The organism is Type-A symbiont of Plautia stali, assembly GCF_059731155.1.
The window spans coordinates 470,624-490,999 of record NZ_AP035891.1 but is presented as its reverse complement, the minus strand read 5'-3'; the positions used below and the strand labels follow the sequence as shown (position 1 = coordinate 490,999).

Annotated in this window: 20 protein-coding genes and 4 pseudogenes; 18 read left to right on the top strand and 6 right to left on the bottom strand. The window is 60.0% G+C overall.

The features are described from left to right. Window positions 1-45: 45 nt before the first annotated feature. Window positions 46-1,336, bottom strand: a pseudogene (locus AC6I8M_RS02565) (aminotransferase-like domain-containing protein). An 86-nt stretch (window positions 1,337-1,422) separates the two neighbouring features. On the opposite strand from AC6I8M_RS02565, the gene AC6I8M_RS02560 reads away from it, so the two are divergent. After that, window positions 1,423-1,866, top strand: a complete 444-nt coding sequence (locus AC6I8M_RS02560) for a rhodanese-like domain-containing protein (protein WP_022548133.1) — start codon at window positions 1,423-1,425, stop codon at window positions 1,864-1,866. Window positions 1,867-2,217: 351 nt separating this feature from the next. Here the strand turns inward: AC6I8M_RS02560 and AC6I8M_RS02555 are convergent, their stop codons facing one another. The 4 genes and pseudogenes from AC6I8M_RS02555 to AC6I8M_RS02540 form a co-directional block, all read right to left on the bottom strand. Next, window positions 2,218-2,370: a hypothetical protein gene (locus AC6I8M_RS02555; RefSeq protein WP_498013790.1), complete on the bottom strand. Its 153-nt coding sequence runs from the start codon at window positions 2,368-2,370 to the stop codon at window positions 2,218-2,220. Then, a pseudogene (locus AC6I8M_RS02550) lies at window positions 2,368-2,475 on the bottom strand (tripartite tricarboxylate transporter permease); the annotation flags it as partial. The pseudogene AC6I8M_RS02550 and the gene AC6I8M_RS02555, both read right to left, overlap by 3 nt. A gap of 12 nt (window positions 2,476-2,487) precedes the next feature. Then, on the bottom strand, window positions 2,488-2,919 hold the full coding sequence (locus AC6I8M_RS02545) for a tripartite tricarboxylate transporter TctB family protein (protein WP_498013657.1): 432 nt from the start codon (window positions 2,917-2,919) through the stop codon (window positions 2,488-2,490). Window positions 2,920-2,930: 11 nt separating this feature from the next. After that, the gene (locus AC6I8M_RS02540; protein WP_022548135.1) at window positions 2,931-3,896 is read right to left on the bottom strand and encodes a tripartite tricarboxylate transporter substrate binding protein; all 966 of its coding nucleotides are present in this window, start codon (window positions 3,894-3,896) and stop codon (window positions 2,931-2,933) included. A gap of 132 nt (window positions 3,897-4,028) precedes the next feature. Here AC6I8M_RS02540 and tctD point away from each other — a divergent pair, with 132 nt between their 5' ends. Both tctD and AC6I8M_RS02530 read left to right on the top strand, forming a co-directional pair. Beyond that, window positions 4,029-4,691, top strand: a complete 663-nt coding sequence (gene tctD / locus AC6I8M_RS02535) for a transcriptional regulator TctD (RefSeq protein WP_010617484.1) — start codon at window positions 4,029-4,031, stop codon at window positions 4,689-4,691. Then, entirely contained in the window at window positions 4,682-6,025 is a 1,344-nt protein-coding gene (locus tag AC6I8M_RS02530; RefSeq protein WP_010617485.1) for a sensor histidine kinase, read from the top strand. Before tctD ends, AC6I8M_RS02530 begins: the two co-directional genes overlap by 10 nt. On the opposite strand, the pseudogene AC6I8M_RS02525 reads toward AC6I8M_RS02530, so the two are convergent. Next, window positions 6,012-6,918, bottom strand: a pseudogene (locus tag AC6I8M_RS02525) (DMT family transporter). The gene AC6I8M_RS02530 and the pseudogene AC6I8M_RS02525 sit on opposite strands and share 14 nt — an antisense overlap. Before the next feature lie 95 nt (window positions 6,919-7,013). Here AC6I8M_RS02525 and AC6I8M_RS02520 point away from each other — a divergent pair. From AC6I8M_RS02520 to AC6I8M_RS02450, 15 genes and pseudogenes are all read left to right on the top strand, one after another. Continuing rightward, window positions 7,014-7,781, top strand: a complete 768-nt coding sequence (locus AC6I8M_RS02520) for an AraC family transcriptional regulator (RefSeq protein ID WP_010617488.1) — start codon at window positions 7,014-7,016, stop codon at window positions 7,779-7,781. 57 nt (window positions 7,782-7,838) lie between these two features. After that, window positions 7,839-8,975 carry a 4-phosphoerythronate dehydrogenase PdxB gene (gene pdxB, locus AC6I8M_RS02515; protein ID WP_010617489.1) on the top strand — a complete coding sequence of 379 codons (1,137 nt, stop codon included), beginning with the start codon at window positions 7,839-7,841 and terminating at the stop codon, window positions 8,973-8,975. 77 nt (window positions 8,976-9,052) lie between these two features. Further along, window positions 9,053-10,063, top strand: coding sequence for an aspartate-semialdehyde dehydrogenase (locus tag AC6I8M_RS02510; RefSeq protein ID WP_010617490.1), 1,011 nt, complete (start codon window positions 9,053-9,055; stop codon window positions 10,061-10,063). Next, a complete protein-coding gene (gene truA, locus AC6I8M_RS02505; protein WP_010617491.1) occupies window positions 10,063-10,875 on the top strand; it encodes a tRNA pseudouridine(38-40) synthase TruA in 813 nt (270 codons plus the stop codon). Before AC6I8M_RS02510 ends, truA begins: the two co-directional genes overlap by 1 nt. A 27-nt stretch (window positions 10,876-10,902) precedes the next feature. Beyond that, complete coding sequence (locus AC6I8M_RS02500; RefSeq protein ID WP_010617492.1) at window positions 10,903-11,565, top strand: DedA family protein; 663 nt, start codon at window positions 10,903-10,905, stop codon at window positions 11,563-11,565. Between the two features lie 132 nt (window positions 11,566-11,697). Next, window positions 11,698-12,606 (top strand): acetyl-CoA carboxylase, carboxyltransferase subunit beta, encoded by a 909-nt coding sequence (accD, locus tag AC6I8M_RS02495; RefSeq protein ID WP_010617493.1) that lies wholly within the window; start codon window positions 11,698-11,700, stop codon window positions 12,604-12,606. A 72-nt stretch (window positions 12,607-12,678) separates the two neighbouring features. After that, window positions 12,679-13,947, top strand: coding sequence for a bifunctional tetrahydrofolate synthase/dihydrofolate synthase (folC, locus tag AC6I8M_RS02490; protein ID WP_010617494.1), 1,269 nt, complete (start codon window positions 12,679-12,681; stop codon window positions 13,945-13,947). Then, on the top strand, window positions 13,937-14,566 hold the full coding sequence (dedD, locus tag AC6I8M_RS02485) for a cell division protein DedD (protein ID WP_010617495.1): 630 nt from the start codon (window positions 13,937-13,939) through the stop codon (window positions 14,564-14,566). The genes folC and dedD overlap by 11 nt, the downstream gene beginning before the upstream one ends. Window positions 14,567-14,644: 78 nt before the next feature. Continuing rightward, complete coding sequence (locus AC6I8M_RS02480; RefSeq protein ID WP_153005893.1) at window positions 14,645-14,830, top strand: hypothetical protein; 186 nt, start codon at window positions 14,645-14,647, stop codon at window positions 14,828-14,830. After that, window positions 14,817-15,302, top strand: a complete 486-nt coding sequence (gene cvpA / locus AC6I8M_RS02475; protein WP_010617496.1) for a colicin V production protein — start codon at window positions 14,817-14,819, stop codon at window positions 15,300-15,302. The genes AC6I8M_RS02480 and cvpA overlap by 14 nt, the downstream gene beginning before the upstream one ends. Window positions 15,303-15,335: 33 nt before the next feature. Then, window positions 15,336-16,853, top strand: coding sequence for an amidophosphoribosyltransferase (gene purF / locus AC6I8M_RS02470; protein WP_498013656.1), 1,518 nt, complete (start codon window positions 15,336-15,338; stop codon window positions 16,851-16,853). 113 nt (window positions 16,854-16,966) lie between these two features. After that, window positions 16,967-17,536 (top strand): UbiX family flavin prenyltransferase, encoded by a 570-nt coding sequence (locus AC6I8M_RS02465; RefSeq protein WP_010617498.1) that lies wholly within the window; start codon window positions 16,967-16,969, stop codon window positions 17,534-17,536. A gap of 274 nt (window positions 17,537-17,810) precedes the next feature. Further along, window positions 17,811-18,593 (top strand): lysine/arginine/ornithine ABC transporter substrate-binding protein ArgT, encoded by a 783-nt coding sequence (argT, locus tag AC6I8M_RS02460; protein ID WP_498013655.1) that lies wholly within the window; start codon window positions 17,811-17,813, stop codon window positions 18,591-18,593. A gap of 194 nt (window positions 18,594-18,787) precedes the next feature. Next, window positions 18,788-19,429 (top strand): histidine ABC transporter permease HisQ, encoded by a 642-nt coding sequence (gene hisQ / locus AC6I8M_RS02455; RefSeq protein ID WP_010617500.1) that lies wholly within the window; start codon window positions 18,788-18,790, stop codon window positions 19,427-19,429. 191 nt (window positions 19,430-19,620) lie between these two features. After that, window positions 19,621-20,373 (top strand): annotated as a pseudogene (locus tag AC6I8M_RS02450) (mannitol dehydrogenase family protein); the annotation flags it as partial. Window positions 20,374-20,376 lie beyond the last annotated feature (3 nt).

Genomic DNA, 20,376 nt, shown 5'->3' with positions numbered 1-20,376 from the left:
AAAGGCCGGTTAATCCGGCCTTTGTTGTTTTTGTCGCTGACGGATTTACGTTGCCAGCAGCCTTACCAGCTTCGCGCAGGGGCGGTCAATTTCGCCGGGCGTCAACGCTGCAAAGCCGAGTATCCAGCCCTGCTGTCGCTATGCGCCGGCGTAAGGGGTGACAGCGGCGGCAGCAGCAGACCGTCGGCCTGCGCCAGTTGCGTGAGCCGCGCCTCATCTCCCTGTAATAACTCAACCGTCAATTGTAACCCACTCGCCGCCGGCAGCGGCCGGAGCCACGGCTGCAGGTGCTGTTCAAGCTGCATCAGCAGCCGATCGCGCCGGCTATGATAGAGCTGACGCATCAGCCGCAGGTGGCTGGCGAAATAGCCTTGCTGGATAAATTCGGCGGTAATCGCCTGCTGCAGCAGGGCGCTGTGGCCGTCCAGTACGCTGCGCGCGCGGCCCAGCGCCGTCACCAGCGCCGCGGGCACCACCATCCACGCCAGCCGCAGCGACGGAAACAGGGTTTTGGAAAAGGTCCCCAGGCTGATGACCCGGCTATTGGCTTCCATCCCCTGCAACGCCGGCGCCGGGCGACCGTCATAGTGAAATTCACTGTCGTAGTCATCCTCGATCAGCCAGCTGTCGTGCTGACGTGCCCACGCCAGCCACTGCAGCCGCCGCGCGAGGCTCATCGGTGTGCCGGTCGGGTACTGGTGGCCGGGCGTCAGATACACCAGTTGCGCCCGGCCGCTGAGTGGCAGCGCGCCCTGATCGTCCAGCGGCATGGCGCGGCAGCGGGCACCGGCGGCGAGAAAGGCGTTACGCGCGCCACGGTAGCCCGGCTCCTCCAGCCACACTTCATCCTCTGCATCCAGAAACATCAGCGCCAGCAGCTGCAGCGCCTGCTGTGAACTGGTGAGCATGATGACCTGCTCAGCCGCTGCCACTGGCGGTGCGGAAACGCGCGCAGTTCCGGTGATCCGGCGGCAAAGGCAAGGGGAAAAGAGGGATCCTGGCAGCCGCCGGTCGCCAGCACCTGCGCGTCGCGGTGCGAAAAGCGCGGTGCGCGCTGCGCTGTCGCCTTTTCCGTCGGTGGCGGCAGGGCGATGGCGACAAAGGTGCCACGTCCGCTGTGTCGCTGCACGTAGCCTTCGCTCTCCAGCTGGCTGTAAGCGGCCTAGACCGTTACGCGTGACAGCGCCAGATCGGCAGCCAGCTGGCGGCTGGAGGGCAGCTTCTGCCCGAAGCGCAAATGGCCGCTGACAATGGCTTGGCGTAGCGTGGCGCACAGCCGCTGGCGTAAACCGCCCTGCGTCTGATGGCGAAACAGCGGCAAAAAGGCGTGGTGCATAATGGTCTTATCGTTCCGGTCAAAGTGGTATCAGGATGCAGACCACTTTGCCGTACACTGCAGGGACATCACAACAGGAGAATGCCATGTCAGCCGTTTTGTTTTATCCGCCCGCCAGCCCGCAGCACAGCGTGGCTTATTTGCAGTACAAACTCAGCTATTACACGGATGCCTGGGATCTGGCGGCGGATTTGGCGCAGGGCGTCACGCAGATTGTGGTGATTGATGCCCGCAGCCGCGACGCGTATCAGGCCGGACATATCTGCGGCGCGCTGTCGTTGCCGCATCGCGAGATGGATGCGGCCAGCACCGCGCGACTCGATCGTCACTGCGTCTATGTGACTTACTGCGACGGCATCGGCTGCAACGGTTCAACCAAAGCGGCGCTAAAGCTGGCTCAGCTGGGGTTTGAGGTTAAAGAGCTGATTGGCGGGCTGGATTTCTGGAAGCGCGACGGCCACCCGATGGCGTGGGGCGCGGCGGCGGGTGAGTGGCCCGCCGCTGCACCTGCGGCGGAGTGCGGCTGCTGAGTGCGATGGCTTAACTACAAGCAGCAGCCAGAGCAAAAAGAAGAACAGCGCCAGGCCGAGCACCAGCGTTAGCGCCGGGCGCTGCGCCAGTGGACGCGGCAGAATTTCGATAAACGGTGCCCAGATCGGCTGCGGACGCAGCTCGCTGTCAGCCAGCGGCGTTTCGCTGTTGCGCTCGGCGCGGCTGCTGAACAGCAGCATCAGCAGATCCTGACTCTGCGCCGGCGTCAGCAACGTCTGCGGCGTGGCCTGGAAGCGCTGCAGGCTGTAATCCTCCAGCATGCGCTGTTCATCGTGGCTGAGCGGCTGCTTCTGCGAGCTTTCCAGCAGCTGCAGCGTCGGCGCGCTGTGCTAGCTCAGCGTCTGGCGCACCTGTAAAAACTGCGTCAGCAGTGGGAAGTGGCGCGACTGCAGTTCGGCATCATTTTTCACGCCCACTTCATGGCGTACGCCAGCCCACAGTTCGGGCGCTTTCAGCGTGCTGAGTGACATGATACGGACGATCAGGCCGACGATGGTGCCGATAAAGCAGCCTATCAGGGCAATCATCAGGTTTTCCGGCGTCATGGCGACGGCGAAGCCCTGCATCAGAAAAGACCAGGTATCCATAAGTGACTCCCGTTAGCTCAGCCAGCTGCCGAAGGGCAGGGTGACATCCAGCAGATGATCGAAGGCGTAGAACAGCGAAATGCCCATTACCGCGCCGGAGAGCGCCGCCGCCCACCAGCGCGCACCAAACAGCATGCCGATGCCAAAGGTCAGCAGCGTGGTACACAGGGCAAAACCAAGACGCTCAAACAGCCAGCCGTAGACGATCAGCATCACGCACAGCGCCAGCAGTTTTTTCAGGGTAGAGACCACCGGCCACTGCACGCTGTCCGGTTTGCGCAGCAGCATCATCACCGCGCAGATCGCCATCAGCCCGAGCAGCAGCAGCGGGAAAGGGCGCGGGCCAACCGGCTCGTAACTATACTCGCTCTGAATCTGCCAGCCGATAAACAGTCCTGCCAGGCACAGCATCAGCCAGATGGCAGCAAAAATACGATCGCTCATGTGCGCCTCCGTTATTTCGCCAAGCCGAAGGATTTCGCCTGTTCGCGATAATCAGCCACCTGTTTTTTCACGTAGGCGTCCAGCTCGCTACCGAACAGGTTGAACTCAAACAGACCGCGCAGATCGCGTTGCTGCTGAAATTCTTTGGTGGTGACCAGTTTTTTAAACGCCTGTTCCCACCACTGATAATCGGCGTCGCTGACTTTGGGGCCGAGGTAATAGCCGCGAATGATCGGCCACTCGACGTTAAAGCCCTGCTCTTTGGCGGTTGGGATGTCAGCCAGTTCGCCCGGCAGACGTTTATCGCTCATCACGGCCAGCACGCGCATCTTGCCGCTTTGCAGATGGGGCACCATTTCGCTCATGTCGCCTGACACCACCTGGATGTGATTGCCAAGCAGCGCGGTGACCGGTTCGCCGCCGCCTTCAAACGCCACATAGCGCATTTTGCGCGGATCGATACCGGCTTCCCGCGCCAGCAGCGCCGTTTTCATCCAGTCTTGGCTGCCGATGGAGGCGCCGGCGCCAACCACTACTTTGGTCGGATCGTTCTTCATGGCCGCCAGCAGCTCGCCCAGCGTTTTCCACGGTGCATCGGCGCGTACCGCCACCATGCCGTAGTCGGTGCCGACGGCCGCCAGCCACTTCACGTCATCCACCGAATACCGCCCAAACTTGCCCTGCGACAGGTTCAGCAGCGACCCGCCGGAGAAGGCCACCAGCGTGCCTGCTTCGGCGGGCCGCTGCGCAATGATGGCGTTGTAAGCCACGGCACCGACGCCACCGGGCATGTAGGTCACGCGCATCGGCGTGGTGATCTGCCCGGTTTCCTGTAAGGAAACCTGGATCAGTTTACAGGTCAGATCAAAACCGCCGCCGGGTTTGACCGGGGCGATACATTCGGTACGCTCGGGTGCTGCAGCCTGAGCCGCCGCGAGGGAAAAAGCCAGCAGGGTTGTAGCAAAGGCGGTGCGCATTGTTTTTTTCATCTGTCGCTCCATTGTTTCTTCCAGAGTGTGATTGCCACCGAACATTCGGGGTTGCTGAATTGTTAAAACAGCAACCTTTCATTTACCTTTCAGCCATCGGCAAAACTAACAGGATGTGATATGCGTCTCTTACTGGTGGAGGATACCGTGGAGCTGGCCAACTGGCTGCAGAAAGCGCTGACGCAAAAAGGCTTCGCCGTGGACTGGGTGGCCGACGGGGTGGCGGCGGACCATGTACTGCAAAGCGAAGATTATGCGCTGGTGGTGCTGGACGTGTCGCTGCCGCGGCTGGATGGCCTGGCGGTGCTGGCGCGCCTGCGCCGGCGCGGGCAACATGTGCCGGTGCTGCTGCTGACCGCACAGAGCGCGCTGCAGCAGCGCGTGCAGGGACTGAATGCCGGCGCCGATGATTACCTCACCAAACCGTTTGAGCTGGAAGCGCGGCTGCGCGCGTTGCTGCGCCGCAGTCAGGGCCAGGCAACGCAGACGCAAAGCCTCGGCCAGCTGGAGCGCGATGCCGAAGGCTACTTTCTGCTGAACCACAAACCGCTGCCGCTGACGCCGCGCGAGGCCAGCGTGCTGTCGACGCTGATGCAGCGTCCGGGGCGGCCGGTATCGCGCCAGCATCTGTACGAGCAGACCTTCACACTGGCGGATGAGGCCAGCCCGGAGAGCATTGAGCTGTATGTGCATCGGGTACGCAAAAAGCTGGCGGGCAGCGACGTGGCGATCGTTACGCTGCGCGGGCTCGGTTACAGCCTTGAGGTTCAGCCATGCGACTGATTCACTCGCTGCGCGGCGAATTGCTGGCATGGCTGGGGGCGCCGCTGCTGCTGCTGTGGGGATTATCGGTCTACACCCACTATCAAAGCGCGCTGCAGGCGGCGAACCAGGCTTACGACCGCTCGCTGCTGGCCTCGGCGCGCACCGTGGCCGAACGGCTGGTGGTGCGTCATCAGCGGCTGGAGGTGGATGTGCCGTGGGTGGTGCTGGACAGCTTTGAGCGCAACATGAACGATCAGTTGTTCTACCAGGTCATTTCGCCTGAAGGGCACACGCTGTCCGGCTATCCCGATTTACCGCTGGTGCCGGGTAACGCGCCGCTGTCCGACATCTATCCGGCGCTGGTGCATTTCTACGATGCGCACTACCGCAAGCAGCCGATTCGCGTGGCCGCGCTGTGGCAGCCAGTGAATGAGCAGGGCGTACAGGGCATGGCGCTGGTGCTGGTGGCGGAAACGCTTAACTCACGTCACGCTTTTGCCGACAGTCTGCTGCGCACCGCGCTGATCAGCCAGAGTTTTCTGGTGCTGATCACGCTGCTGCTGGCCGGGCTGCTGCTGAGGAATATGCTGCGCCGCGCGCCGGGCGAACTGACGCCGCTGCCGTCGCTGCTGCCGTGGTCAGAACTGCAGCCGCTGATCGTCGCCTTCAACCGCCATCTGGAGCGGCTGCGCGGTCTGCTGGCGCGGCAGGAACGCTTTAGCGCCGATGTGTCGCACCAGCTGCGCACGCCGCTCACCATTCTGAAAACCCAGGTCGGCGTCGCGCTCAGCAGCGACGACCCGCAGCAGTGGCGCGAAAGCCTGCAGGGCATGCGCCACACGCTGGACGACACCGTTCAGCTCACCGACCGCCTGCTGCAGCTGGCGCAAATCAAGGCACGCCACGACGAAGACAAGCCTTTCAGTGAGGTCAATCTCAGCGATATCGTGCAGCAGGCCTGTTTCAGCGGTTATGCGGCGGCGCGGCGTAAACAGATCGACCTGGGGTTTGAAGAGCAGAAGGCAAGCCATGTGCAGGGCGATGCGCTGTTGCTGGCCGAGCTGTGCGCCAATCTGCTGGACAACGCCATCAAATACACGCCGCACGGCGGCACGGTCACCGCGCGCCTGCGGCAAAAGGTGCTGGAAATTGAAGACAGCGGGCCGGGCATCGCGGCGGATCAGCAGCGTCAGGCGCTGCAGCCGTTTGGCCGGCTCGATCACGCCAGCCAGCCCGGCGCGGGCATTGGACTGGCGCTGGTGCAGGATATCTGCGCCTGGCACGGCGCACAGCTCCAGCTGGACCGCAGCCCGCAGCTGGGCGGACTGCGGGTGACGGTTAGCTTTCGCTGATCGGCGGAGCCATCACGCGTGATTTACGCAGCGGGGTTTTCAGCCGCTGCGCAAGGATCACCCCGACCAGCGTCAGACTGCCGCCAATCCAGTGGTAAGCATGCAACTGTTCGTGCAGGAACAGCACGGCAATGATGGCGGTAAATACCGGCACGACGTTCATGAAAATACTGGTGGTGCTGGCGCCGAGGCGCTGCACGCCGAGGATCCACAGGAACGGCGCCACAATCGAGGCAAACAGTCCGGCGAACAGCACCAGCGGAATATTATCGGCATTCAGCGCCACCTCCGGCGCGTGCCAGAAGCCGGGCAGCAGCAACAGCACGCCGAAGAAGATTTGCACGTACAGGCTTTGCCATGTCGGCAGCGGGATTGCCCAGCGCTTCGTCAGTACGCCGTACAGCGCGTAGGAGGTTGAGGCCGCCAGCATCATCAGCTCGCCGTTGCCGAGGCGCTGGCTGAGCAGCTGCGCCGGGTTGCCGGCGCTCACCAGCCACACCAGCCCGGCAAACGACAGCAGGCCGCCAATCAGAATGCCGCGCGTCGGCGCAAGGCGCAGTACCACTAAGCTGAGCAGGATGGTCAGCAGCGGAATAGTGGCCCCGAGAATCCCCATCATCACCGCCGAAACGCTGTGTGCCGCATAATAGGCGAGGCTCTGGTACAAGCACCATGCCGAGCAGGCCCAGCACCAGTAATCGCCACAGCTGGGGTTTGATGGTGTGACGATGGCGCCATACGCCCGGCAGGCAGAAGGGCGTGAGCACCAGCAGCGCCAGCAACCAGCGGTAAAAGGAGATGGCAGCAGGATCGATGCTGCCGGCAGACAGCTTGCTGACGATGGTGTTGATCGACCAGATCAGCACCGCCACCAGCGGTAACAATAAGTTCATAGTACGGCTCCGAATGTGAATCGCGACTAGCTTACGTTTGACCGGTTTAAAGCAGATAGTTAAAATCGGACAAAATTCGTTAGTGACCGGACAGAATGAATCTTCAGGTTGAGTATCAGCCACCGCGTGACGCGCCGCTGCTGCGTTTTTTCATGCGCTATGAGCAAACCAACGCCAAAACCGAATACCTGCCGCACCTGCACGACTGGGGCCAAGCAATATTCGTTACCAGCCACGTGCTGGAGATGGAAGTGGAGGGCGAGCGGCTGCTGACGCCGGCCGAGATGCCGATCTGGATCCCGCCGGGCCAGCGCCACAGTAGCTATAACCACTGTCAGGCGCAGTTTCGCACCTTTAACCTTGCCGCTGATTTATGCGCCGGCATGCCGGAGAAAGCCTGCCTGCTGAGCGTGGACGCCATCATGAATGATTTTGCCCGCCGCGCACTGGAGCAGCCGCAGAGCGACGCCGACTGGCAGCTGTGCGAAGTGCTGATTGATCGGCTGCGTCTCGCACCGGTGAACACCAGCTATCTGCCGATGTCCGACGATAAATTCCTCGCGCCGATTCTGCGCGCGCTGGAAGAGAACCCGGGTGATAACACCACGCTGGCACAATGGGCGAAGCGCGTGTTTACCACCGAGCGTACGCTGGAGCGGCGCTGTCAGCAGCAGTTGCAGATGTCATTCAGCGAGTGGCGCCAGCATTTACGTTTCCTGCGCGCGATTGCGCTACTGGAGCAGGGCTGCAGCGTGCAGGGCATTGCCCACGAGCTGGGCTACAGCTCCGCCTCCGCGCTGATCGTGATGTTTCAGCAGCAGGCGGGCACCACGCCGGATCGCTATCGCAGTCGGTTAGGTTAATCCCCGGCTTTGTGCCATGATATGCCCCGTTTATTTCAAGCAGACAGGACCGCCGCCGTGAAAATTCTCGTCGATGAAAATATGCCCTACGCCCGTGAACTGTTTAGCCGCACCGGAGAGGTGGTGGCGGTGCCGGGCCGCCCGCTGCCGGCAGGCGAACTGCAGGATGCCAGCGCGCTGATGGTGCGCTCCGTCACCAAAGTGGATGCCGCGCTGCTGGCCGGCACGCCGGTGAAGTTTGTCGGCACCGCCACTGCCGGCACCGATCATGTCGATGATGCCTCGCTGGCAGCGGCCGGTATCGGCTTCTCGGCCGCGCCGGGCTGTAACGCGATTGCGGTGGTGGAGTACGTGTTCTCCACGCTGCTGCTGCTGGCCGAACGCGACGGTTTTGATCTGCGCGATCGCACCGTGGGCATCGTCGGCGTCGGTAATGTGGGCGGACGTCTGGCTAAACGCCTCGCCGCCTGGGAGGTAAAAACCCTGCTGTGCGATCCGCCGCGCGCCGATCGCGGCGATGACGAAGATTTCCACTCGCTCGACGCGCTGGTGGCACAGGCCGATATCCTGACCTTTCACACGCCGCTGTTTAAAGACGGCCGCTATAAAAGCTGGCATCTGGCGGATACCGCGCTGCTGATGGCGCTGCGCCCCAACACCATCCTGATCAATGCCTGCCGGGGTCCGGTGGTAGATAATGCCGCGCTGCTGGAGGTGCTCCGGCTGCGTAACGATCTCAGCATGGTGCTGGACGTGTGGGAACCGGAGCCGGATCTCAACCTCGATCTGCTGGACAAGGTCGATATCGCCACCGCGCATATCGCCGGTTATACCCTTGAAGGGAAAGCGCGCGGCACCACCCAGGTGTTTGAGGCGTGGAGCGCGTTTATTGGTCAGCCGCAGCAGGTGGCGCTGGACACACTGCTGCCGCGCCCCGAGTTTGACACCCTTACGCTGCACGGCAAGCTCGATCAGCCGACGCTGAAACGCCTAGTGCATCTGGTGTATGATGTGCGCCGCGACGATGCGCCCCTGCGCAAAGTGGCCGCGCAGCCGGGCGAATTTGATCGCCTGCGCAAGCAGTATGTCGAGCGCCGCGAGTGGTCTTCGCTGCAGGTGATCTGTGATGAGGCGGAGAGCGCGGCGTTGCTCAATCAGCTTGGCTTCAGCGCCACGCTGCAGGCGAATCACTAATCTCTGATTTTTCTGAATTAATGGGCGATGCATGTCATCGCCTCTCTTTTTTATGTCATTGTCTGGAGTAAACCAACATGTCTGACGGCTGGAATATTGCGCTACTGGGCGCGACAGGCGCAGTAGGGAACGCTGTACTGGAACAACTGGCGGAACGCCAGTTCCCGGTTGGTGAGTTGTATCTGCTGGCGAGTAAAAACAGCGCCGGTGAAAGCGTGCGTTTTGACGGTCGCTCGCTGCGCGTGCAGGACGCGGCGGAATTTGACTGGTCGCAGGCGCAGCTGGCGTTCTTTACCGCCGGCCGTGAGGCTTCGGCGCGCTACGCTGAAGACGCCGCCAGCCAGGGCTGCCTGGTGATTGACAGCAGCGACCTGTTCGCGCTGGAGCCGGACGTGCCGCTGGTGGTGCCGGATGTCAATCCACAGGTGCTGGGGGATTACCGCAATCGCAACATCATTACCATGGCCGATGCGCTGGTGAGCCAGCTGTTAAGCGCCATCAAACCGCTGTTGGATACCGCCGGTTTAGGCCGTCTGCAGGTGACCAACCTGGTGTCGGTCTCCAGTCACGGCAAAGCGGCGGTAGACGGCCTGGCCGGTGAAAGCGCGCGGCTACTGAACGGTGTACCGGCCGATGCGCACTATTTTGGCCGCCAGCTGGCGTTCAACCTGCTGCCGCAGCAGGCGGACAGTGCCGGCAGCGTGGCGAGCGAGCGCCGGCTGGTCGATCAGGTACGAAAAGTGCTGCAGGACGAAGGATTACCGATTGCGGTGAGCAGCGTGCAGGCGCCGGTGTTCTACGGCAACGCGCAGATCGTGTATATCGAAAACCTGCGGCCGCTGTCGGCGGAGGAAGCGCGTGACGAACTGGCGCGCGCCGACGATATCAGCCTGAGCGACGACGGCGATTACCCGACGCCGGTCAGCGACGCCTCCGGCAGTGAAGCACTGAGCATCGGCAGCGTGCGCAACGACTACGGCATCCCGGAGCTGCTGCAGTTCTGGTCGGTGGCCGACAACATCCGCTTCGGCGGCGCGCTGATGGCGGTGAAAACCGCAGAGAAGCTGGTGCAGGAGTATCTGTATTAATGCTGGAAGACGCGACCCCGTTTAAGCTGGCGCTCGGCATTGAGTATGACGGCAGCCGTTACTACGGCTGGCAGCGCCAGAATGAAGTGCGCAGCGTGCAGGAAAAGCTGGAAAAAGCGCTGGCGAAAGTGGCCAATCACCCGGTGAACGTGTTCTGCGCCGGGCGGACCGACGCGGGCGTGCACGGCACCGGCCAAGTGGTGCATTTTGAGACCACCTTATCGCGTGCCGACAGCGCCTGGACGCTGGGCGTGAACAGCAACCTGCCGGACGATATTGCGGTGCGCTGGGTGAAAGCGGTGCCGGAAACCTTTCACGCGCGCTTCAGCGCCACCGCGCGCCGTTACCGCTACGTAATTTACAACCAGCGGCTGCGCCCGGCGATTCTCGGCAAAGGCATTACCCATTTTTACCATCCGCTAGATGCGGAAAAGATGCACCGCGCCGCCCAGGCTTTACTGGGTGAGAACGATTTTACCTCGTTCCGTGCGGTGCAGTGCCAGTCGCGCACGCCGTGGCGCAACGTGATGCATCTCTACGTCACGCGCCAAGGGCCGTACGTGATTGTGGATATCAAAGCCAACGCCTTTGTGCATTACATGGTGCGCAATATCGTCGGCAGTCTGCTGGAGATTGGCTGCGGCAATCAGCCGGAAACGTGGATGGCCACGCTGCTGGCGGCAAAAGATCGTACGCTGGCGGCGGCAACGGCGAAAGCCGAAGGGCTGTATCTGGTGGCGGTGGATTACCCTGCTCAGTTTGCGTTACCTCAGCCGGCGCTGGGACCGTTGTTCCTCGCGGATTCATTTTAATCGGAAAGTGTCAGGCAGTTAGCTGTTATGGAGTTTATCCACTTTATCGTCGATTTCATTCTGCACATTGACGTGCATCTGGCCGAGCTGGTGGCGCAGTACGGCATCTGGATTTACGCCATTCTGTTCCTGATTCTGTTCTGTGAAACCGGGCTGGTGGTCACGCCGTTCCTGCCGGGGGATTCGCTGCTGTTCGTTGCCGGTGCGCTGGCGGCGTTGCCGGGCAACGACCTCAACGTGCACCTGATGGTGACGCTGCTGGTGATTGCCGCGATCCTCGGCGACGCGGTTAACTACACCATTGGCCGGCTGTTTGGTGAGAAACTGTTCAGTAACCCGAACTCGAAAATTTTCCGCCGCAGCTACCTCGACAAAACCCATGCGTTTTACGATCGCCACGGCGGCAAAACCATTATACTTGCGCGCTTTGTGCCAATCGTGCGAACCTTTGCCCCCTTTGTGGCGGGAATGGGACACATGTCTTATCGCCACTTCGCGCTCTTTAACGTGACAGGCGCGCTGCTGTGGGTCCTGCTATTCTCCTATGCCGGTTACCTGTTTGGTGACCTGCCGGTGGTGCAGGAAAACCTTAAGTTGCTGATTGTCGGCATCATCATTGTCTCGGTACTGCCAGGCGTGATTGAAGTGTGGCGTCACCGCCGCCAGGCGCGTCAGCACAAGTCGCAGTAAGCCTGTTACCAGATTTTTATCCACAGCGTGAACGGGTTGTGGTTTAATGAGCGACATTTACGGCCTGCTGAAGGTGATTTCAGCAGTAACGACAAGACTGGACCAGGTCAGCATTAAACAGAAAGGTCATCAATGAGCTGGATTGAACGCATACTGAATAAAAGCACTACCACACCTTCGCGCAAAGCCAGCATCCCGGAAGGGGTGTGGACCAAATGCGATAGCTGTGGTCAGGTGCTGTACCGCGCCGAGCTGGAGCGCAACCTTGAAGTCTGCCCGAAGTGCGACCACCACATGCGTATGCACGCGCGCGAGCGTCTGCATAGCCTGATGGATGAAGGTTCGATGACAGAGCTGGGTAGCGAGCTGGAACCGAAAGACCTGCTCAAGTTCCGCGACTCGAAGAAGTACAAAGATCGTCTGGTTGCGGCACAGAAAGAGACCGGCGAGAAAGATGCGCTGGTGGTAATGAAAGGCCAGCTGCACGGTATGCCGGTGGTGGCCGCCGCGTTTGAGTTCTCCTTCATGGGCGGCTCAATGGGCTCGGTGGTCGGCGCCCGTTTCGTGCGTGCGGTTGAGCAGGCGCTGGAAGACAACTGCCCGCTGATCTGCTTCTCCGCCTCTGGCGGTGCGCGTATGCAGGAAGCGCTGCAGTCGCTGATGCAGATGGCGAAAACCAGCGCGGCGCTGGCAAAAATGCAGGAGCGCGGTCTGCCGTATATTTCGGTACTGACCGACCCGACCATGGGTGGCGTCTCCGCCAGCTTCGCGATGCTGGGCGATTTGAACGTCGCAGAGCCAAAAGCGCTGATCGGCTTTGCCGGCCCACGCGTGATTGAACAGACGGTACGTGAAAAGCTGCCGCCGGGCTTCCAGCGCAGTGAGTTCCTGATCGAAAAAGGCGCGATCGACATGATCATCCGTCGTCCGGAAATGCGCTTTAAGCTGGCCAGCCTGCTGGCGAAAATGATGAACCTGCCGGCACCGCTGCAGGATGGTGATCGCCCGACTGCGGCTGAGCCGGAGAGAAACGAAGCCTGACAGGCAACCGAAAGGCGCAGAGTGATGCGCCTTTTTATTCATGCACCACATCGTAAAGAGCTAACAGGGCACATGGACACTCTTCACCTCCCGCAAGCCACGTCGCCTCTGGCCACGTGGCTTCATTATCTTGAGCATCTGCATTCTCAGGCCATCGATCTGGGCTTGGACCGTATTCAGCGCGTCGCCGCACGCCTCGACCTGCTAAAACCCGCTCCGTTTGTCTTCACCGTCGCCGGCACCAACGGCAAAGGCACCACCTGCCGTACACTGGAAACCCTGCTGATGGCCGTAGGCTATCGCGTTGGCGTCTACAGCTCGCCGCATCTGGTGCGCTACACTGAACGCGTGCGCGTGCAGGGCGCTGAGCTGGATGAAGCCCGGCACAGCGCCAGCTTTGCCGCCATCGAGGCCGGACGCGGCGATATTTCGCTCACCTACTTTGAGCTTGGCACGCTTTCCGCGCTCAATTTGTTCCGTGAAGCGCAGCTGGATGTAGTGATTCTGGAAGTGGGGCTGGGCGGCCGGCTGGATGCGACGAACATTGTCGACGCCGACGTGGCGGTGATCACCAGCATTGCACTGGACCACACCGACTGGCTGGGGCCAGATCGCGCCAGCATCGGCCGGGAGAAGGCTGGCGTATTCCGCGGCGGTAAACCGGCGGTGGTCGGTGAGGCCGATATGCCCGACACCATTGCCCAGGTGGCCGCCGAGAAGGGCGCGCAGCTGTTACAAATTAACCGCGACTGGCAGTGGCAGCGCCAGGGCGACAGCTGGACGCTGCAGGACGCCCAGGGTGAACTGCGCGATCTGCCGCTGCCACAGGTGCCGCTCCCTAATGCGGCCACCGCCATTGCGGCGCTGCGCGCTTCCGGCCTGACGGTGAGCGAGACGCTGATTCGTCAGCATCTGCCGCTGGCGATTCTGCCGGGACGTTTCCAGACGGTCAGCACCGCGCCGCGCGTGATCCTTGATGTGGCACACAATCCGCATGCGGCTTATTATCTGGCTTCACGTCTCGCTGAGCTGCCGGCACATGGCACGGTGCATGCGGTGGTTGGCATGCTGCACGACAAGGATATCGCCGGGACGCTGGCCGCACTGGCGCCGCAGGTCAACCGCTGGTACTGCGCGCCGCTCGACGGCCCGCGCGGCGCTTCCGCCGATGAGCTGATGGTGCATCTGCAGGGCGGCAGCGCCTGGCAGAGCGTTGAAGCCGCGTGGCAGGCGGCGCGGCAGCAGGCTCAGCCCGACGATGTGATTCTGGTGTGCGGCTCGTTCCACACCGTGGCGCAGGTAATGCAATCGATGCCAGCGGAGAACGGCAGTGGCAAGTAAGTTTCAGAATCGTTTAGTGGGCACGGTGATTCTGGTGGCGATTGGCGTCATCGTGTTGCCGGGTCTGCTGGATGGTAAGAAAAAGCACTATAAAGAGGAGTTCGCGGCGATTCCGCTGGTGTCAAAGCCTGACGATCAGCAGGACAGCGAAATGGTGCCGCCGGTGACGCAGCCGGCGCAAAACAGCCAGCCCAGCGTCGTGACGCCGCCGCCGGTGCATCAGCAGCAGAAACCGGCAGAACAGGTGAAGCCGAAGCCGGTGGAGCAGCCGAAACCGAAGCCGGCAGAACAACCGAAAGCGACAGAACAGCCAAAAGCCACAGAGCAGCCCAAAGCGGCGGAAACGCCGAAGCAGAGCGAGCCGTCGGCACCCGCCGGTCAGGCCTATGTGGTGCAGCTTGGCGCCCTGAAGAACGCCGCCAAAGTGAATGAGATCGTGACGCAGCTGCGGCTCTCCGGCTATCGTGCCTTTACCGTTCCGTCGACGCCGGTGCAGGGGCAGATCACCCGAATTTATGTGGGGCCGGATGCGTCCAAAGCGAAACTGCAGGGCGCACTCGGCGAGCTGAAAGGCATCTCTGGCCTCGGCGGCGTTGTGAAACCGTACAGCACACGCTGATCAACTGATAAGCCGCGCCGATAGCAGAAACAGGCGCGGCTTTTGGCGTTTTTTTTAGCGAAGAGTTACTGAAAATTTATGGAATATCAGCAGGTTAAATGGCTGACATTAACAAGGGCGAGGAAAGTTTTTTTCATCGCCCTTTTTCTCGGGACAGAACCGGAAAACCCTACGCAAACGTTTTCTTTTTCTGTTAAAATGCGCCCCGAACTGGATGCAGGGGTGCAAATGCACTGTACTGGAAGCGTTCATGATCTGGATTGATTACGTCATTATTGCGGTAGTTGGTTTTTCGGCTCTGGTCAGCCTGATTCGCGGGTTTGTCCGGGAAGCCTTATCTCTTGTTACCTGGGGATGCGCGTTTTTTGTCGCCAGTCATTACTACGCCTACCTTGCTGTCTGGTTTACAGGTTTTGACGACGAACTGGTTCGCAATGGCATCGCCATCGCGGTGTTATTCATTGCCACCCTGATTGTGGGTGCTATCGTGAACTATGTGATCGGCTCGCTGGTTGAGAAAACCGGCTTGTCGGGAACCGACAGGGTGTTGGGGGTCTGTTTCGGGGCGTTGCGTGGCGTGCTGATTGTATCCGCCATTCTCTTCTTCCTTGATACATTCACCGGCTTTTCAAAAAGTCCGGACTGGCAACAGTCTCAACTCATTCCCCAGTTCAGTTACATCATCAGGTGGTTTTTCGATTACCTGAAAAGCACGTCGAGTTTTTTACCCCGGTAACACCGGGAGTGCGGCTAATGAGGAAATGACAACATGTGCGGTATTATTGGTATCATCGGTTTTATGCCAGTAAACCAGTCGATCTATGACGCGTTAACGGTGCTACAGCACCGCGGGCAGGATGCCGCCGGCATTTGTACCATCGATGCGCTGAACTGCTTCCGTCTGCGTAAGGCCAATGGCCTGGTCAGCGACGTGTTTGAAGCGCGCCACATGCAGCGTTTGCAGGGAAATATGGGTATCGGCCACGTGCGTTATCCGACTGCCGGCAGCTCCAGCGCCTCTGAAGCGCAGCCCTTCTACGTGAACTCGCCGTACGGCATCACGCTGGCTCACAACGGTAACCTGACCAACGCTCATGAACTGCGCAAGCAGCTGTTCGAAGTCGGTCGCCGTCACGTGAATACCACCTCAGATTCCGAAATCCTGCTCAACATCTTTGCTCAGGAGCTGGATCGTTTTCAGCACTATCCGCTGGAAGCTGACAACATTTTTGCTGCCGTGGCGGCAGTGCATCAGCAGGTGCACGGCGCTTACGCCGTGGTGGCGATGATCATCGGTCACGGCATGGTTGCGTTCCGCGATCCTAACGGTATCCGTCCGCTGGTACTGGGCAAGCGTGAGCTAGCCGATGGCCGCACCGAATACATGGTGGCCTCAGAGAGCGTGGCGCTGGATACGCTCGGCTTCGAATTTATTCGTGACGTTGCGCCAGGCGAAGCGGTGTACATCACCGAGCAGGGTCAGCTCTCGACGCGCCAGTGCGCAGAGAACCCGAAAAGCAATCCGTGCCTGTTCGAGTACGTTTACTTTGCGCGTCCGGACTCGTTCCTCGACAAGATCTCCGTCTACAGCGCACGCGTGCGCATGGGCACCAAGCTGGGCGAGAAAATTGCCCGCGAGTGGGAAGATCTCGATATTGACGTGGTGATCCCGATTCCGGAAACCTCGACCGATACCGCGCTGGAGATTGCCCGTATTCTTGATAAGCCGTACCGTCAGGGTTTTGTGAAAAACCGCTACGTGGGACGCACCTTTATTATGCCGGGCCAGCAGCTGCGCCGCAGTGCGGTACGCCGTAAGCTCAACGCCAACCGCGCTGAGTTCCGCGATAAAAACGTGCTGCTGGTGGATGACTCGATTGTACGCGGCACCACCTCTGAGCAGATTATCGAGATGGTACGTGAAGCGGGCGCGAAGCGTGTCTATCTGGCGTCGGCGGCACCGGAAATCCGCTTCCCTAACGTGTACGGCATCGATATGCCGAGCGCCACCGAGCTGATTGCGCACGGCCGCGAAGTGGAAGAGATTCGTCAGCTGATTAAAGCCGATGCGCTGATTTTCCAGGATCTTGAGGATCTGATCGATGCGGTGCGTGAAGAGAACCCGGATATTGCCCAGTTCGAATGCTCGGTGTTCAACGGTATCTACGTCACCAAAGACGTTGACCTGCAGTATCTGGAATATCTGCAATCGCTGCGCAACGACGATGCTAAAGCGATTGCGCGTCAGAACGAAGTGGAGAACCTGGAACTGCATAACGAAGGTTAAGGTCAGTCTCAGGCAGACGAAACAGGGCGGGCGCAATCCCGCCCTGTTTGTTTTTGTATTTATGGCGGCGGAGCGGCTATTATTGGCGCACTCTTTTGCAGCAAGGCTGAATTATGAAACGACTCATCATTGGTATTTCCGGCGCCAGCGGCGCGATCTACGGCGTGCGTATGCTGCAGGTACTGCAACCGTTAGCCGAAGTGGAAACCCATCTGGTGATGAGCCCGGCGGCGCGGCAAACGCTGGCGCTGGAGACCGATTACAGCCTGCGTGACGTGCAGGCGCTGGCCGATGTGGTGCACGATGTGCGCGGTATCGCCGCCAGCATCTCGTCCGGCTCGTTCAAAACGCTGGGTATGGCGATTCTGCCGTGTTCCATGAAAACCCTGTCCGGCATTGTGCACAGCTACAGCGACAGTCTGCTGACGCGCGCCGCCGATGTGGTACTGAAAGAGCAGCGCCGGCTGGTGCTGTGCGTGCGGGAAACCCCGCTGCATCTTGGTCATCTGCGCATAATGACCACCGCCGCCGAGCTTGGGGCGCTGATTATGCCGCCGGTGCCGGCGTTTTATCACCGCCCGCAGCGCATCGACGATTTGATTGATCAGACGGTCAACCGCGTGCTGGATCAGTTTGATATCGAGCTGCCGGAAGATCTGTTTACCCGCTGGCAGGGTGCATGATGGTGCAATAATGCACTGAATGCGTGCAAAAACGCGGGGCCGATCACTGTTCGTGCATCTTGTGCACCAAAAGTTAACAATCTCACTTTTTCTTCCTCACACCGCTGTTATATTTCCCTCACAAACTAAGTGCTTGCGTCCCAGATGGACGCGGTATTTAGTGCGCCTGCGCACAGTTTCGCCGATTTGCACAACTGGCATGAAACCTGCAAAACATTCAGCGCAAACACATCACGCACCACATAACAATAAGCACTTCACTTGAGGGTTACCTATGAAAAAGCGAGTTCTGGCTCTTTCTCTGATGCTGGCTATGTCCGGCGCTGCGAGCGTGTTCGCAGCGGTACCGCAGTCGCTGTGCATCGGGACCGATCCAACTTACCCGCCGTTTGAGTCCAAGAACGCGCAGGGCCAGCTGGTTGGCTTTGATATCGACCTAGCCAACGAGATCTGTAAGCGTATCAAGACCAAATGTACTTATGTGGAAAGTGATTTCGATGCGCTGATCCCGTCGCTGAAAGCGAAGAAGATCGACGCCATCATCTCTTCACTCTCGATCACCGAGAAACGTCAGGAAGAGATCGCCTTCTCGGAAAAATTGTATGCAGCGAACGCGCGTTTAGTGGCGCCGAAGGGGTCTAAACTGCAGCCGACCATTGAGTCGCTGAAGGGCAAAAACATCGGCCTGCTGCAGGGCACCACGCAGGAAACCTACGCCAATGAATACTGGCGTCCAAAAGGGGTGACCGTCACGCCGTATGCCAACCAGGATCTGGTGTATCAGGACCTGAACGCTAGCCGTATTGATGCGGCGTTCCAGGATGAAGTGCAGGCGAGCGAAGGCTTCCTTAAGCAGCCGGTAGGGAAAAACTACGCGTTCGCCGGTCCGGCGGTGAAAGATGAAAAAATCTTTGGCGTCGGCACAGGTATGGGCCTGTGTAAAGATGACGCCGATCTGAAAGCTGCCATCGACAAAGCCTTTAACGACATGCGCAAAGACGGTACCTACGACAAGATTGCCAAGAAGTACTTTGATTTCAACGTTTACGGCGATTAAGACTCCTGTTCCTGAACGGGTGTATTGAGTCACGCTAACGTGGGTCATAACTATTCACTCCGGGCGCTTACTTATGTAAAATCCCGGAGTTCATACGCTTGCCACCATCCTTCCGTGATTCACATCTCTAGTCAGGACTGTCCGTGTGTTGTTGGACAGCGTTTGTTTATTTCCCTCACGACAGGATCGAACCCATGTTGTATGGCTATTCTGAAATAATTCTCAAAGGCACGCTGGTGACCCTTGAGCTGGCGCTCAGCTCGGTGGTGCTGGCCGTGGTGCTGAGCCTGATAGGTGCCGGCGCCAAACTCTCCCGCAATCGCCTGCTGGCGATGATTTTTGAAGGCTACACCAGGCTGATCCGTAGCGTGCCCGATCTGGTGCTGATGCTGCTGATCTTTTACGGTCTGCAGATTGCCCTCAACGCCGTAACCGATGCGCTCGGCATGGCGCAGTTTGATATCGACCCGATGGTGGCCGGTATTATTACGCTCGGCTTCATCTACGGCGCTTACTTCACTGAAACCTTCCGTGGCGCGTTTCTCGCGGTGCCGAAAGGGCAGATTGAAGCCGCCACCGCCTTCGGCTTTACCGGCTCGCAAACTTTCCGTCGCATTCTGTTCCAGGCGATGATGCGCTTTGCGCTGCCCGGCATCGGCAACAACTGGCAGGTGATCCTCAAAGCCACTGCGCTGGTGTCGCTGCTCGGCCTTGAAGATGTGGTAAAAGCCACGCAGCTGGCAGGCAAAAGTACTTGGCAACCGTTCTACTTCGCGATTGTTGCCGGGGTGATTTATCTGGTGTTTACCACGCTGTCCAACGGCGTGCTGTGGTAGCTTGAACGCCGCTACTCGGTTGGGGTGAAAAGGGCAGAGTTATGATCGAGATTATTCAGGAGTACTGGAAACAACTGCTCTGGACCGACGGTTACCGTTTTACCGGCGTGGCCATCACGCTGTGGCTGCTGATTCTGTCCGTGGTGATTGGCGGCAGCCTTGCGGTGCTGCTGGCCATCGCGCGCGTTTCGCCAAATCGCTATATCTCCACGCCGGTGTGGCTGTTTACCTATGTGTTTCGCGGCGCGGCGGTGATGGCGGAATCGTTTATCCAGTGGGTGATTGAGGATGATTTTATCGCCGGACGCCCGGCGCTGGAAAAGGTGGGCGTGGAGCTGGTGGCGTCGGTACTGCCGTGGGAAGAGGCGAAAATCCGCATTCTCAACGCCACGCACGCGGCGATTGCCTGGGCCGGCACGCTCACCGGTCATGACTACATTGATGACAGCACGCGTCAGCCCGCGATTTATCAGCTGGCGTACGACTACATCACGCAGGACGTGATCCCGTCACTGTCGCCCAGCCTGCTGGATCTGGCGGATTACCGCGACGTGGTGCTGGCGCGCTTTAGCAATCCCTATATCAAAGATACCAACCAGCGCGTCGGTGCCGATGGGCTATTGAAAATCCCCGGCATGGTGACGCCGACGCTGCGCGAATGCTATCAGCGCGGCGCAGAACCGACCGCCACCGCCGTGCTGCCGGCGCTGTTCTACCTGTTCCTGCAACGCTGGGCCAGCAACCAGCTGCCGTATGCGTATCAGGATAGCGTGCTCAATGCTGCAGCGCTGCGCCAGCAGCTGAGCGGCGAGAATGCGTTACAGCGGTTCCTCAGCGACAGCGCGCTGTTTGCCGAACTGGCCGATGACCGCGCTTTTCATGCGCTGGTGACGCGCAGCGTAGACGCCATCGAGCAGCAGCTGTTGCAGCCGGCGACGGTGTAAGGA